General features: G+C 42.6%; 11 protein-coding genes. 7 read left to right on the top strand and 4 right to left on the bottom strand.

Annotated features, from left to right (window positions below; translation table 11 throughout):
• Window positions 1-37 precede the first annotated feature (37 nt).
• The 4 genes from GMES_RS04305 to GMES_RS04290 all read left to right on the top strand — a co-directional run bounded on the left by GMES_RS04305 (window position 38) and on the right by GMES_RS04290 (window position 4,069).
• The gene (locus GMES_RS04305) at window positions 38-1,450 is read left to right on the top strand and encodes a hypothetical protein (protein WP_006991355.1); all 1,413 of its coding nucleotides are present in this window, start codon (window positions 38-40) and stop codon (window positions 1,448-1,450) included.
• Window positions 1,451-1,598: 148 nt separating this feature from the next.
• Window positions 1,599-2,966 carry an oxygen-independent coproporphyrinogen III oxidase gene (gene hemN, locus GMES_RS04300; protein ID WP_006991354.1) on the top strand — a complete coding sequence of 456 codons (1,368 nt, stop codon included), beginning with the start codon at window positions 1,599-1,601 and terminating at the stop codon, window positions 2,964-2,966.
• A gap of 81 nt (window positions 2,967-3,047) precedes the next feature.
• Window positions 3,048-3,473 carry a hypothetical protein gene (locus GMES_RS04295; protein WP_006991353.1) on the top strand — a complete coding sequence of 142 codons (426 nt, stop codon included), beginning with the start codon at window positions 3,048-3,050 and terminating at the stop codon, window positions 3,471-3,473.
• 191 nt (window positions 3,474-3,664) lie between these two features.
• The gene (locus GMES_RS04290) at window positions 3,665-4,069 is read left to right on the top strand and encodes a hypothetical protein (protein ID WP_006991352.1); all 405 of its coding nucleotides are present in this window, start codon (window positions 3,665-3,667) and stop codon (window positions 4,067-4,069) included.
• A 121-nt stretch (window positions 4,070-4,190) separates the two neighbouring features.
• Here the strand turns inward: GMES_RS04290 and GMES_RS04285 are convergent, their stop codons facing one another.
• Window positions 4,191-6,605 (bottom strand): zinc-dependent metalloprotease, encoded by a 2,415-nt coding sequence (locus tag GMES_RS04285; protein ID WP_006991351.1) that lies wholly within the window; start codon window positions 6,603-6,605, stop codon window positions 4,191-4,193.
• 160 nt (window positions 6,606-6,765) lie between these two features.
• Entirely contained in the window at window positions 6,766-9,219 is a 2,454-nt protein-coding gene (locus GMES_RS04280; protein WP_006991350.1) for a VanZ family protein, read from the bottom strand.
• 518 nt (window positions 9,220-9,737) lie between these two features.
• On the opposite strand from GMES_RS04280, the gene GMES_RS04275 reads away from it, so the two are divergent.
• The 3 genes from GMES_RS04275 (at window position 9,738) to GMES_RS04265 (ending at window position 14,397) form a co-directional block, all read left to right on the top strand.
• Complete coding sequence (locus tag GMES_RS04275) at window positions 9,738-11,675, top strand: acyltransferase family protein (RefSeq protein WP_006991349.1); 1,938 nt, start codon at window positions 9,738-9,740, stop codon at window positions 11,673-11,675.
• Between the two features lie 451 nt (window positions 11,676-12,126).
• Window positions 12,127-12,705 carry a golvesin C-terminal-like domain-containing protein gene (locus GMES_RS04270; RefSeq protein ID WP_006991348.1) on the top strand — a complete coding sequence of 193 codons (579 nt, stop codon included), beginning with the start codon at window positions 12,127-12,129 and terminating at the stop codon, window positions 12,703-12,705.
• Window positions 12,706-12,948: 243 nt separating this feature from the next.
• Window positions 12,949-14,397: an oligosaccharide flippase family protein gene (locus GMES_RS04265; protein WP_006991347.1), complete on the top strand. Its 1,449-nt coding sequence runs from the start codon at window positions 12,949-12,951 to the stop codon at window positions 14,395-14,397.
• 39 nt (window positions 14,398-14,436) lie between these two features.
• On the opposite strand, the gene GMES_RS04260 is transcribed toward GMES_RS04265, so the two are convergent.
• Both GMES_RS04260 and GMES_RS04255 read right to left on the bottom strand, forming a co-directional pair.
• On the bottom strand, window positions 14,437-15,441 hold the full coding sequence (locus tag GMES_RS04260) for a glycosyltransferase family protein (protein WP_006991346.1): 1,005 nt from the start codon (window positions 15,439-15,441) through the stop codon (window positions 14,437-14,439).
• Window positions 15,442-15,491: 50 nt separating this feature from the next.
• The coding region (locus GMES_RS04255; protein ID WP_006991345.1) for a sulfotransferase family 2 domain-containing protein at window positions 15,492-16,044 on the bottom strand (553 nt) is incomplete at its 5' end.

Below are 16,044 nucleotides of genomic sequence, written 5' to 3'. Positions count from 1 at the left end.
ACCATGTTGGTACATCCCCTACAATTTTGGAGAGACCATGGACAAACAGACCAGTTCGCGAAATACCAGCGCCAAAGCATTACGCCTAAACCTTGACGAGAAAAAGTACGGCACAATCGTCGAAATTGGCGCAGGCCAAGAAGTCGCGAGGCAGTTTTTCTTAGCGGGTGCTGCAGCAGGTACCATCGCTAAAACCATGTCTGCTTATGATATGAAGTTCTCTGATGCCATATACGGCGTACAAGAAGACAGACGTTACGTAAGTAAAGCCCGAGTCAAAGCCATGATGGAACAAGAGTTCGAGCTGGTACTTGATCGTGTCGGTGATACTCGCTCGCGCTCGTCTCGTTATTTTGCCTATGCCGCCACCGTTGCGGCAAAGAGTTTCAATCGTGCCAATGAATGTCATGCATGGTGTGGTATTCGCGTGCAGATGTACCCAGGTGCTGAGCCATCTGATATCACAGTTCATGTTCGCATGCTTGACGATAACGCAGAGGCTCAACAGCAAGCGTTAGGCGTAATCGGCGTGAACCTGATTTATGCTGCCTACTACTATTTTGAAAATCCGAAAAAAATCATCGATTCGTTAACGGATAACATCAAAGCCAATCGTATTGAGATAGACTCGATTGAGTTTAAAGGCCCTTACTTTGAAGATGTTGATAACCGCGCGAAAAACATTCATCTCATCAGAAGCTGGAAGACCCGCGCTATCATGTTCAAACCAGATGGTTCAGTGGCCGTTCCTGCTGAAATGCTCTACAAAAAGAACGTACTGACAATTCGAGGGTCTTTTAGGCCGGTCACCAAGCTGAACGTCGATATGATAGAACAAGGGCAATTGGCTTTCGGGAAACTGCCCGGTGTTGAAAAAGGCAACACGGTAGCAATCGCCGAAATCACGTTGAACGACAGCCGAGGGAATGACGCAAAAGTCCCCTCAAAAGACATTATCGCCAGAGTGCAATTGCTCAATTCTTTGGGTTACAACGTGATGGTTTCAGATTACACCCGTTACTTCTCGCTGCGCGCTTATTTCAGGCAATACACCAAATTACAGATCGGTATTGTGGTCGGTATGATCAACATTAAACAAATTTTCGATGAAGAATCGTACCGGGGCGTTGAAGGCGGCATTTTAGAAGGCTTTGGTAAGTTATTCCCGGATAACACCCGCTTATTTGTTTATCCTGAACTGGATAGTGAAGGTGAATTAAACGACTTTACCTCGGTAAAAGTCCCCGACCACTTGCGCTTTTTGTATCGCCATCTATTGGAGAACGATTTCATTCAGGGCATCGATTGCAGCGATCCCAATTTGTTCAAGATATTCTCTCGGGACGTGCTTAAACAGGTGATGAAAGGTAGAGGTGAGTGGGAAAATGCCCTTCCTGAAGGCGCGGTAGAAGAAATTATGAAAAATAACTTCTTTGGATTTAAAGGTTAGATTTTAATTTCCGCCTAACAAGGAATGACAGGGCTGAGCACATTTCAGCCTTGTCGTTTATTGTTCTAGATCAATTTTGAATTCTGTACGTTATTTATACTTCGCTTGTTACCCCTTACTTTACTGAGTTAACTTGCGAGCACACTTTATGCACCCATCTGTTACGTTAGATCCTGCTTTACTTGATAAGTACCCGCTACGAGGGCCACGATATACGTCTTATCCTACAGCGCCTAACTTCACACCATCATTCAAGCAAGCCGATTTTTTAAAAGCTGCAGCACAAAGTGATAACAACAACCTCTCTTTATATGTACACATCCCGTTTTGTCATTATCTTTGCTACTACTGTGGCTGCAATAAAATTGTTACCCAGTTACAGACCAAAGCAAATGTGTATCTCAATCATCTAATTGAAGAAATAAAACAGCAAGCCGAGCAGTTTGGTGCGAAAGCGGTAACGCACTTACACTTCGGCGGCGGGACACCTAATTTTCTAACGGACGATCAGTTACTTCAATTGATGAACGAGCTGAAAACGCATTTTTACTTCACCACAGACGCCCAAATAAGCATTGAAATCGACCCAAGAGATATGACTGTCGAGCGTATCGACGCCATGGCAGACATGGGATTCAACCGTTTGAGTATCGGTTTACAAGATACGGATCCTAAAGTGCAAAAAGCGATCAATAGAGTGCAGTCGACTGAACTGATCGCTTCGTTGGTGGCGCGTGCTAAAGAGCGTCAGTTTCGTTCGGTCAATTTAGATTTAATCTATGGCTTGCCTCATCAAACCCCTGAAAGTTTTGCCAATACATTAGAAGCCGTACACGCGATGCAAGTGGAGCGGGTTTCATTGTTTAGCTATGCCCACTTACCAGAGCGTTTTGCTGCACAGCGAAAATTATCTGTAGAGACATTACCTAACGCAGAGCAAAAACTCGCCTTAATGCATCTTGCTGTGGATAAACTCACCCAATTTGGATATCAATTTATCGGCATAGATCACTTTGCTTTGCCGAATGATGAGTTAGCACTCGCGCAACAAGACAACAGTTTAATGCGTAACTTTCAAGGTTATACCACGGGGCAAAATACAGACCTGCTAGGGTTAGGGGTGTCTGCTATCAGTGCCGTGGGCGATAGCTACAGCCAGAATCAAAAAGGACTTTCTGATTATTATTATGCAATCGAACACCAGAAATCCGCCCTTGAGAAAGGATTAACACTCAGCAAGGACGATCGCATTCGTCGCCGAGTAATTAGCGATATCATGTGTAACTCCATGGTTGATAAGACCGCAATTTCTGTGTGCTTTAACATAGATTTTGACGAGTACTTTGCTAGTGAATTACGTGGATTAACTATGTTTATTAAAGATGGTTTAATGCTGGATTTACCTCACGCGCTGTATATTCAGCCCAAAGCCCAACTCTTGTTACGCAGCATTTGCATGGCATTTGATGCATATTTGGGGCTCGATACTCAGCAGACATTTTCAGCGACGATATAGTAAAATACTACGCTATGTGATCAATTACGATCTGTGTTATACCTAGAGTGTATTTTGAGTTAAATCAAAGGAATAGACTCGATGGTCAACAGAAATTTCCCTATTCATGGAAGTCTGAACATATGCGTAGAGTCAGGGCTAATGATCATTCGTGCTCGTGGCCCAGCTAACACCGAGATGGTGTTGCAGTACCAGCGTGAAGTAAATCAACATAGAGAGCAATTGAGTCACAAACCTTGGGCCAGCTTGACTGTACTCAGCGGTGAGCCTTTGTTGCCTCCTGAAGCAGCAGGGATGATGGTTGAGTCAATTAAACAAGCTGAGCACATGAACCTTGTGGCGACAGCGATTGTTTTTGATGATGTACAGTACAAGTCTATCTCGGAGCAATTTTGGGAAGGAATTTATCAACGCACGACGTTGAAACATGCTTTTTTTGATGACGAATTAACCGCCAAAGCATGGCTCAAGAAACAAGTGGCAGAGCGTCATTTTTCTACTGATTAAGCCATGGAACAACGCATAACTTAAGCGTGACAAAATACCTATAATTGGTGCTTAAATTGCTTTTGTGAAACTATTCTCAATACTCCTCTGGGTACCTTATTACTCCTTAAATTACACTAAATGCTAATAACCATATACTCGTTGGCGTGTTAAAACGGTATTGTCCTGCTGCTTTTATCACAGAGAATTAAATGAATAACAGAACATTTGCCGCCCACGGTGGATTAAAAATAACCCGCGAGGGCCAATTATTGATCATTTATGCGCAAGGTCCTGGGAACACAGAAATGGTCTTAAAATACCAGAAGGAATTGCACGATTATCGAGTCAAAATGAGCACAAAACCTTGGGCTAGCTTGACTATATTTAGCGGCGAACCACTGCTCCCGCCAGAGGCTTCTAGCCTAATGGTCGATTCAATCAAACAGGCCCAACAGTTGAACTTGGTCGCTAACGCTATTATTTTTGACAACGTGCAATATAAAACTATTTCTCAGCAATTTTGGAGCAACATATTGCAGCAAACTACGCTTAAACATGTTTTTTTTGAAGAGGAAGCTGCCGCTAAAACTTGGCTCAAAGAGCAAATTGGATAGCATCAACGTTAGAATAAATAGCTTGTTCTAATCGAGAAAAGGACAGCTGAGGGACAAAGTTGCTCATTCACTTTATGCAACGTAAATGAGCTTTCACGAAATGAGTTAAATAAACCTGCTATCAGATGGGAGAGCCGGGTGGCAAAGGCTTAGGTTCGAAATGTGTTGGCCACTTTCCTGTTTGCCAAAACTGATTAAGCTGCTCTGCTAACACTCGGTTTTGCCCACGCTTTTTCAGACTGCCTAACCACTTGGTTAGATCGCGCAATTGCAATTCAACCGCGCCTGCCACTTCCGGTGCTAATTCAGGCTCTGCTAGCACTTTTACCAAGCCATCAAGCACCACGTAGTTGATCCGCTGTGCAAGTTGCTTATCGCTTTGTTGTTTTAAGCTGCGTGTTAACAGTGTTGATATGACACTGTTAACGCTTGGGGCATCTTTATCTGCACTGTGTTGCTGAGCCAAACGATTCAGACGCTGGGGTTGCAGCAACAAGGTTAAACTGTAATTTGCCGCTGATTCCCCTGCTGAAACAGGATCGAACGTTAACCCAGTACGACCTTTAAAGCTTTCCCGATCGCGGGACTCGCCATAGGCTTTAGGCGGGATCAAATTAACGATATGCTGGGGTACGGTTAAATATGCAGGCTGTAAAGTATCAAGTAGTGCATTTACTGCGTCTTGTTGCGCTTTACTGGCTACAACTTTAGCGCCCTTTGGCTGAGTATAGTCACCTTTACTTTCATACTCATATTCCACACCGCCAATCAGTTTTGCTACCGCATCCAACTGATAACGATGAAGCAAATATATAGGTACAAAACGCTCTTCCAGTGAAGATAACGTATCGCCAGAAGGAATGCTGCTAATACCGAACTCTTGTATTGCAACGCTGCGAACATCGCTAACACGCTTTAATTCAGTGACAGCATCTGCGCCGTTATCCCATAAACTGCCAGACGGGTTAGCCGCGTGCAGAGGCCGAGCATCCGGGTCGGATTGATATCGCATGCCACTCGCGCGCGCTTGTGTTACCAGTTCGCTCAAGCCCGCCGCTTCACCTTGAGTACTGGAATACGTTTGGTAGCCATAGGCAATTACGTAGTCATCCCATTTACCCATGCCTGTGGCATAGGCACCTTCTAAACTGATTTTGCCGTTTTTCAGGCTAATATACGGGTGCGGATAATCCATCACTGACTCACGGCCATATTCACTGGCAGCGAAGTTATGCGAAATACCTAAGGTGTGGCCCACCTCATGGGCAGACAATTGACGAATACGCGCTAGCGCCATCTCTTGTTGCGCTTGCGTATCAGTAGCGCCTTTAGTGTTACCAAATGGGCTGGTCAAGCCAAGGGCGATTAAATAATCTTGACGAACACGCAGTGAACCAAGCGTTACGTGGCCTTTAATGATTTCACCTGTGCGAGGGTCAACCACAGAGCTGCCGTAAGACCAGCCGCGAGTGGCTCTGTGTACCCACTGGATCACGTTATAGCGCACATCCATTGGGTCAGCACCTTTTGGTAACACCTTTACTTGAAACGCATCTTTGTAGCCAATTTTACTAAAGGCTTGATTCCACCAACGCGCGCCATCAAGCAATGCGCCTAAAACTGGCTCAGGAATACCTGGGTCGAGGTAGTACACAATAGGCTCAAGCGCTTCACTCGTTTTAGCCTTGGGGTTTTTCTTACTTAGGCGATGGCGAGGGATAAACTGCGTCGTCATGCTTTGATCAAGCGGCGCTGAATAATCCTGATAGCCCAATGCCCAATAGCCAGAAAACGGCACAAACTTGCGTGGTTGATAGTTGTCATCCGGCAAGCGAATAAGCGAGTGGTGTAAATGCACCGAAATACTCTTGGGCGCCGGCGTCACCTGTTTAACGTATTCCCCCGGTTGACTACCAGCAAACGTCACCATGGATTCAAGCTCAGTATTATCAACAAAGGCTTTGCTGCGCGCCAAATACACGCCGCTTCGGGAGGCATCGGGGCTATAACTGCCCTGCTTAGTCGCGCTTAATCGGTCGCTAATTTGGTGAATATCAGACAGTAGAAAATCCGTATAATCCACCAGCACAATATTTTCGTTTGAAGCCACAACTGGCAACCCTACTAGCACAGAATCAGCGAACGCTTCATCAATACTTGCCTGCTCTGCGGGGTTTGCCGAGGTCGCTCGATAAGCCGTGTTCAGCTGTTTGAGCATCACTTTATTTCCAAAGCGTTGAAACTCGACCAAACGCGTTTCACCTAACTGACCACGGTCAAGGCCGATGTCATTCGAGCCAATGCCTTGGGGCAGACTGCTTTGAAACAAAAACGGCTGTGCCAGCTTATCGACGCGCAAATAGACTTTGTCATTCTCGTCATCGTAATAAAAATCGAAAAAGCCAGCTTTGTGCGCCATGCCATCGGTGAACTCTGCAATACTCTTTGCACTACTGTTTGCATTCACCGCACCAGCCATTAAATATATTAGCGCGCTTAATAAAAAAACAACGCCCCTTCCCCTTGATAACAGCATCTGCGCTCCTTTTCTCATGAATATGATTATTCGTTTGTTTTTATATATTCTTGGCAATACCTTAGCGAGATTAATACCGCGCTGATAGTACTAATAGTAATAACAGTGCAGTAAAAACACTGGTGTATCGATTTTCTCAGTGCACATTACAACGGCTATTTTAAGAGCTCGCTGTGGTGCGCTGAGATTGTAAAATGGTATGCTTATCTTCATTACGTTTAGTGCTAAAAGAAAACGCCCGAGCAGAAAACCCCGCGATAAAGAACATCCCCAACAGCATAAAATGCAACATTGTGTACCTAATAAACATTTGATCTGTGGTTAATAAATTATCTCTAGATGGGCTCAGAATAAACTGCAAACTAGAAAATACCCTACCATATTTAATAATGACATCTTGCATACCATGCTGTAGCAGATAAAAGCCCAACGGGGCAGATAGTAAGGTGAGCGTAATATAAACCAGCAACGTTAAGGGCCGAGTAGCAGTGCTATTTTTAACCCACCAAGTAGAAACCCATACCAGTAGAACGATATAAGCCACAAGGTTAAGTAACTTAAAGGAATACCCATCGTTTGGCAGTAGTTCAGTAATATTGTCTGTACCGGCTTGCACCACCACTATCAAGTACGCAATAGGCAACATTAGGCACGTATAGAGTAACGAAAATGCGAATCGACTGGCTTTGAACCCCACGGATTGAGTCGTAATAAACCAGCTGTAGACCATAAAAAACGCGCCAGAAATAGGCAGGTAAAATCCGACAAAGCGATAACATAACTCGAGATAATGTGACTGCTCTCGCCATGTGGGATACCCCAAAATGTCATGCAAGCTCTCAATGGGAAAGCTCAGGTAAAATAGATTAAATACAAGCAAGGTATGCACTAGCGTCATTGTAAATAACCACAAAGCTGAGGTCTTGCCTAGCTTGAGGGCGAGATTAAGTGCGACGCCCGGTAATCCCAACGCTACTAAAAAAGACAATGACATCATGGCCGCACTTAGCCAAACCCAATCAGAATCAAATAACTCTTTTATATTATAGGGGGTTCGAGGATCCCCCTGAATCAATATAAGCCCCAAAAAGATAAGCCCAAATACAACCAATGGATAAAACTTGATAAACCTGCCACTGGTATTCACTGGGGTGTTATTTTCTCCTAGACTGCCGTTTTTTGATGACGCGTAATCTGCTCCTTGTTGTAGTATCGGCGCTCCCTCTGGGCTATTTGCACATTCATCAATGTCTTGTTCAGCTATGTCTTGTTTATCAATGCCTTGTTTACCTGAATGCATCTGAAAAACCTTCCAACCTAAGAACAAGCCAAATAGATTTAACACGACGTCAGTTGCGACCGCTACCTTATTGGCCATAACTATCTGCAATAACTCAAGGCCGAACAGGAACATCACCGCAAGTAGGCAAAATAGTATACGGCTCTCTTTTTTCAGTTGGTGCTTGGCCGAAATAGACGCGAGCAACAGGCCCAGGGGTATAACGAGCAGCACCTTACGTAGTAGTTGCGTGACCGCCTGCAAAGGCCCTTCCCGCCAATAGGTTTCAAGCGGCGCAGAGAAAAAGTTGTGCCAATTGCCAAGTACGGCTTGCTTATTTGCGACCAACTCAAAAGGATAGGTAGCGAAAACAAACAACATGATGCACCAAGCGAACAAGATCAGCTCTTGGGTGTACGACGTGAGTCCTATGTTCGTCGCAATGGCATAAGGTTGTTGCGCGCCGTTTTTACTGCGGCCTGTATTTGAGTTGGCGAAGAATTTAAGCGCAAGCAGAATACCCATCAACGCCGTCACGATATCGGTCGAATCAGTATATCGACTGAGTACCAATAGCTGTGCTAATTCAATGCCAACGGCATAAAAGAGGCACCTTTTTACTATCTGACTCGGTGTGTACTTGGCGCTCTTCACATAAAGCCAAGTGATAAAGCCCCACAGAAAGATGTCGGATAAAATGCCAAATAGCCACTCGCTAATGCTTGAGTCGAATGAGGTAAAGGGAAGTAACGTAATGCGCCCTTCTTGCCATTTTTTAAACAGCTCCACAGGGCTTATGGATAAATCCAGTGGCATAACACTGTAAATAACCAATACGGTTAATGCGCCATTGGCATAGGTGATCCATTTGTTGTCTCCACCATGACGGTTGAGCTCATGCACCATGGAAGTAAATTTATCGCGGGTAAAAAAGTATAAAACGAAGCTGGTGATCATACCTAAGAATTGAGCGAAGACATCTTTAAACGATGAAACCCTATCGTTCAAAAACAGCTGCACAAACTCAATACCAACTGAAAGGCTGAGTAATACAATACAGATAGAGATAAGTTGAATGGTACGGGCCAGCGCTGAACTTTGCCGTGAGCTCAGAATAAAAAGCAAGTACGACAAAGGCATAAACAGCAGAAAATTAGTGAACCAATCAGAGCGATTAACAATGCTGAAATCGAATTTATTCAATTCCATAAACGCGTTCACTGCGTCCCCAAAGGACAGCGAATTAACATTAAATGGCACCCAGCTACCAAAGATAACGAATATCCCGTAGCACAGAGTTATTTTTAGCAGTAACGCTCTGTCTCGACTCAGCACACTTTCACCTTAGAAGTACAAGTCCATATGAAATGCAGTTAAACATCTTCATTTCACTCAATCTTATGCAATCGACATAAGCGGGATAAAATTTATTTTTTTGACGTTAACTAAATTCGAGTCACGAGTCTATATTTCAGTTTCGCTCTGCCTGCGCTAAGCATCTGTTAACTCGGAATTTTCGGAACTATTTCTGTGATCTCGCCGTAATTAAGCGCTCCCATACTACGTTGACCTGCGGGAAAATTACTTACCGCAACTATTAGTAAGTGCTGATTGTGTATTGCAACAGGCGCTCGTAAAGTTTATTTTATCACCAGTAAATGAAGTGGAATGATCCTAATTAAGTAGTCGATCAATCTTCTAAAAGGGATGCCAGTAGTGTTTTATACGGACGTAGTAATGACCCACCTCACAAAAAACTTCCTCATTGCACAATGTGTTTTGCCAATCAGTGAGCAATCAAATATTCAGCCTACGTTTCATTGTGTACGCTCAATTTATGGAGCATATATCTGATGAAGTACAGAGCGGATATAGACGGCCTGCGCGCCGTTGCGGTCATACTGGTTATTCTTTTCCACGCAAAAATTAACCTTTTTCCCGGTGGCTATATAGGCGTAGATATTTTCTTCGCCATCAGCGGTTTTTTGATTACCTCCATTATTTATCCCAAAATACTGGCCGGCAACTTCTCGTTTCTCGACTTTTATAAAAGAAGAGCAAGGCGCTTACTACCTGCCAGTATATTCATGACGCTGGTGACCTTGCTGGTTTTTGCATTTATTTATCCACCTAATTTATTCCAAACCCTGGCTAAATCAGCCATGGCTTCACTGCTGTTTTCATCGAACTTATATTTTTGGCAGACCTCCAGTTACTTTAGCCCCAATTTAGAATTACAGCCGCTGCTACACACGTGGAGTTTGAGCGTTGAAGAGCAGTTTTATTTTCTATTCCCTTTATCGCTGGTTTTATTAGGGCTGTTCAAATTAAAGAAAAGTGCCGTTCTCAGCCTAGTCGGGGTAGCCTGCGCAGTATCGTTATTTTTAGCCTATTGGTTCGCCCCTAATAGTTTAAGCTTTGTTAGTTTCTATGTGCTGCCTACCCGCTTTTACGAAATGGGCTTGGGTGCTCTGTTCGCCATACACTTAACTCACAAACCGAACGCCTTTAACCAATTCAAGTACCTACGTGAAATAGGACTGGTAATGATAGCCATTGCCGCTATTCAATACGATCGCAAGCTTGCCTTTCCTAGTTTTTACGCCGTGCTACCTGTCATGGGCACACTACTGATGCTGATTGACAACAGAACTAAAGGCCTACTTTACAAAGTGATGTGCTCAAAACCTTTGGTATTTACCGGCTTGCTGTCCTATTCACTTTATTTGTGGCACTGGCCAATATGGGTGTGCTTTGAATGGTTGACTGAAAATACCTCACCGGCCTACATGGGCGCTTATTTCGCACTCACGTTCATAGTGGCGTATTTATCCTATCGATTTATTGAGCAACCATTAAGACAGCCCTCCTTCTATCAGAGTAAATACAGTAAAACGGCCTTAGGTGGATTCGCTGCAATATTAATAGCAAGCGTTTCCTTCTTCTCGCTACAATCGAACAATCGCTTGTTGCCGATCTCTGAGCCCAGCATATCCGCTTATACGAACTCTTTAGTCAGCGAACCCTTTCGCGATACTTGCACCGACACAAAAAGACTTAAAGGCCAATATTCGGTGTGCGTGCTAAAAGAAGGGGTTAATGCCGAATATTCTATTCTACTTTGGGGTGACTCACACGCATCGGCATTAATGTCAGCGCTAGACAACTTTTCTGATCGTTTCACTATCCATGCGATGAATACCTCTGGCTGCCCCAGCCTAGTAGATACTAAGCGCAAAGGAAGCAATGATTGCCATTTACACAACCAATACATGCAATCCTATTTATTGGAGCAAACCAATCAATACGACCTTATTTTAGATGTGAGCGCCTGGGACAATTACATCGAATATGAATTACTGGAAACAGAATCTTCGCAAGTCGAAGAAATGCACGCAGCGTTGCAACGCACCATCGCATTTTTTGAGCAAAACCATTTGAAATATGTTTTTGTACCGCAAATTCCCAAACAAAAAACCAATATCCCAAGGGCGTTTTTCAGGCAACAACTGGGCTTGAATGATGAACAGGAATACGTCCTCAGAAGTGAATATGCTACCAAGCTAAAACGTTTCGAAGAAATGCTCTACCCCAGTAAAAATATGATCGCCTTGGACAGTTTTTTCTGCGAAGAAGATAAATGCGGCGGTAGCAAAGACGGTAAAATTATGTACAAAGACGCTCACCACATTTCAGTGTCAGCAGGCGAAACCATCAGTTATTACCTTGAAGGTGAGATTTTGAATGCTATTGAGGGAAGTCGCACGGTTTTAGAAACAGCGAGCGAATAGTATCTAAACGGCGTTTTACGACCCAACCTATCAAATATTATTCACAAACACTGGTATGCGCTGAAATAGCGCACTTAGCCTAGTATTTAGGGATAACCACTTATTATCCATTTCTATATTTATCTGGCGTTAACAGTCATTCTAAACAACTTACTTAAAAAACTTATTTACCATAGTAAACTTGCGCTTTTTTCATATAAAGAACCGGTTAAGCTCTAGAAAATAGAGCTTAGAGCATTAAATAGCAATGAAGTGTCGGAATAATTTACAAGATTAAAAACCCCATCAACATAATATTTTCAACTCATTGAAAATAATACATAAAAATATATCGGCTTGATTTTTGCTATTTATTTTTGCAATAAAACGATAGGTTTATACATCCCCCTCTAACTCATTGTGTTAGTTAATTTTTGTACAATATAAATTAATTTAGTAGGAACGCTAGAATATGGAATTAAGAAGTTTATTTACCCGCTTAGCTACATGTGCGCTATTAACAGCCTCTGTTGCTGCTAACGCTGCGGTTATTACAGTCGACAACACGGATGCTGGTTTCACCTCTAGTGGTCTTAACATTAGTACTTACGAGCCAGGTTATTTCGGCGCTAATTATATGGCTGATACACGCAACTCAGTAGGCGATTTCGGTATGTGGGATCCAACAGGCGACAGTGAGTGGGTTGCTGGTATCTGGAAAGTAGAGATGCTTTGGACCTCAGGCCCAACAAGAGCAAATAACGCCGCAGTCACCATTGACTCTGGTTCATCCACTGCTAGCTTGGTTATCAATCAGTTACTCAATGGCACGGTTTGGAATGACCTAGGCGAATACAGCTTTGATCTTAGTGGCGCTTCAGTCATGATCGATGATAGCAATTCTACATCAGGTCAAAACATAATTGCCGATGCAGTACGCTTCACGTTCGTTTCTGCTAACCCTGCAGCACCGACTAACGTACCGGCTCCAGGCACAGTGCTAGTACTGCTAGGTGCTGCGGCGGCCGTATTTAGATTGCGCCGTCAGTAAGCTTGTTGTTTGCGCATCATCTATGCGCGCAGACAAACACAATGACTAAAATCCAGTTGAATGTATAATTCAGCTGGATTTTCTATATTGGTAACGAAAATCTTCAAATACTAACGCGCGAAAAAAGTTAATGCATTTTTGAAGGGCTTAATCGAATCAAACGAAAATTTCTCGACGTTAAATCTCTTTAGGTTGTTACAATTCAAATACAGTTTTTCAGTCACTCCCCAATAAGACCAAAATATGTCATACGCAAAAAAAACCATGATTGGTACCCTCTGGAATACCATGAGCAACATGGGTAATCAGCTAATATCGTTATTAGTTTACGTGTTGCTCGCTCGATTACTGAGCGTTGAAGAGTTTGGCCTTATTGCCTTTAGTTTCCTTATTTTGGAACTCGGTAATCTTTTTGTAGGTTTTGGTATCAACCAAAACTTAATCCAAAAAAACGAATGGGATGATACGTTTGCCAAAACCTGTTTCTGGTTTTTACTTGGAGTATCAACACTTATCGGCACCATCATTGCGTTGGTCATTGCGCCACTTAGCAATTATTATTACCAAGCGGGCTCAGGCACTGTTTTACTATTTCTAGCATTAGTGCCTGTTTTAAATGGTGTTTCGCTGGTTAACTCTGCAAAACTAGAGCGTGATTTTAAAAACAAACAGTTATCAGCCATTACACTAATATCAGTCACCGTAGGTGGTATTGTTTCAGTTAGCTTGGCTTTGAATGATTTCGGCGTGTGGTCCGTCATATGGGGGAGATTACTCCAATCAGCTCTAAATAGTGTCTTATTGATTACAGCAACTCGCTTTCGCCCAGCTCTAACAATAAATAGAGTACATATTACAGAACTAGTACATTTTGGCCTGCCCCTTATGTGGATTGCACTAATGCGATTTATCGCCGAGAAAACCATGAATTTTGTTGTCGCTCTCGTTTTAGGCAATGCAGCATTCGCGTTTGTATCAGTCGCCCAACGGGGCCAAACTACACTGACCTCTCTTACAATCAGCCCGCTAAACAAGATGATGGTACCGTCATTCTCGCGTATCAGTAATGATAAAGTGGCTGAATCTTATTACCGTGTATTACGCACATCGTCGTTCATTGTTTTACCTGTTATCATAGGTTTCGCAGCGGTTGCAGAGTTAGCCGTGCTACTTACCTTCGGCGACAAATGGTTAGTCAGTGCAGAGCTCATCAGTATTTTGTCATTTGTTATTATCGCTAGTATTCTTGGCTGGTTTCTACCAGCAATTATGATATCTCAGGCCCAAACACGAGCAGCATTTCTGTTAGGTGTTATAACGCTAATTGGCAACGTATCAGCGGCTATAGCAGCGGCCTTCTTTGGGATTTACGCAATAGCTGTCGCCGTGACGTTAGTAACCTTTGTCACCTTACCTATGCGCTATCGTATTATCCAAAAATTCGTAAATATCAGCTTCAAAAAATCGCTTGAAAGCGTTTTTCCTAGCACTGTAGGCGCTTTGACTATGTTTGCCGTGGTATATAGTTCCCTGCAGTTTAGGGTCATTAAGACTGGCTTACTGCCATTAGACTTAACGCTGTATGTAATATTGGGGGGAGTATGTTACTTAGCTGTACTTCTACTGTTATTCAGGCCCTTCTTTTACACCTCACTCAAAGAGCTTAAGGCTTTAAAAAGAACGAAAAAGTAAAGTGAAAATTGCGAGGTTAGGCGCACTCTAGCCTTTATTTCAAGAGAGTATAGTACGCCATACATTTCGTATTTTTTCACGAGAATAATGCCGTAGAGCTTCTTGCATGACCTGCTTTCTAGAGATTAAAGGCAATCTTTCAATATTATCCGGAGTAAACTCGCTCGGCGTTAAAACATGTACGAAATCATGTTCAGCGGCTTTAGTTAAAGTAAACTTTGAGGGTAAGCAAAGTAAATTACAGCCAAACGTAATGGCATGATAAAAAGTGCCAGATGAAATCATTCGGTTATCTTCGTGGGCTAAGACGATAAAGTCATAAGATTTTAAAATGCCTTCGAGTGCATGATCACTCAGATAGCCATAACGGCATTCTACTTCTAACCCGCGCTCTTCAATAATTGCTTCAAGTCTTTGTGCGTAGGCGATATCGTCACATGCACCAGCAATTAACATAGGCTGACACTTAGGCCAACTAGCTAACGCCTTATGGATCCCTTTGTACGATTTAATTGCGCCTACAAAAGCAAAGCGAGGGCGGGTGTGCACATCGAACTCAATCTCTGCTAGTTTAAACTGAATCTGTTCGTCAGATAAATAAAGTGGATGAGGGATAGTCTGCTGACCATAATAAGTTTCTAGACAAATTTGCCTAGTGCTTAGCATATTCAATATTTTGCACATGAGAGCGTGTAAATAAAGATTACCCTTGGCATTGTGAGGAACATAATTGTGCCGAACCCAAATAATGTTATTTGTCATCACTTTTCCTAACAGAGCAATGATAAAGAACCAGACGAAAAGCGTTAATGCATGAAACAAGGAAATACCGCTGCGGTACATTTGATCTTCAACCCAATTGAGTATCAACACGCTATTCTTACGTGCGCGCCATGCCCCAAATGAAAACAGCTGCCGAATCGGGGTAATGTTAAATCCTAAACTTTCAATTTCTTTCTGATTAATATTTATGAAATCATTATTGTGAGAATAAGGATAAAAATAAACTGACGAGCCCTTCTCTTTTCGACTATCATAACTCATGTCAATAAGCCCATGTAATTTCCTTGAAGCAAGAACCTAGATTTTAAGTCCTAGCCAAACTTAATTTTTGCCAAATCATAAATTTTCAAATCTAAAGCACAAAGCTCTTTGATTTTATCAAGTAGGGCTGGATCATTTTTTATAGCTAAAAATGCTGACGAGTTTGGACTAGTATTTTTGTTAGAAAAACTGATCTTTTCGCCTAGTTTTTCAGACAAACTTGTACTCCAATTTGCCATATCATCTACAAAACCAACACTTTTAAAATGATTTAAGTTATCTAATACCAGATCAACAATAGTAGACTCCTTAGTATTATCTAACTCTTTCACACTTAAGCCCGAAAAGTAGTTCGCGATTGTTACCCCTTTTGCATGAGCCACAGATGATTTGAGGTAAACCTCTATACTTAAATCAACTTTTGCCCATTCAGATTTTTTGAACTTGTTGTAAATATATTCCGAAATAAATCGATCTACAGGATTTCGCAATACAGTAATAAAATTCCATTCATGATGATATTCTCTAACAACGCTAGGGCTTGCTACACAATGGCCAGTGATGAAGCGTTTAAAAGGGTTAGTTAGATAGTTAACTAACATT

The organism is Paraglaciecola mesophila KMM 241, from assembly GCF_000315015.1.
Classification (GTDB): Bacteria; Pseudomonadota; Gammaproteobacteria; order Enterobacterales; family Alteromonadaceae; genus Paraglaciecola; species Paraglaciecola mesophila.
This window is presented reverse-complemented; position numbering and strand designations above follow the sequence as displayed.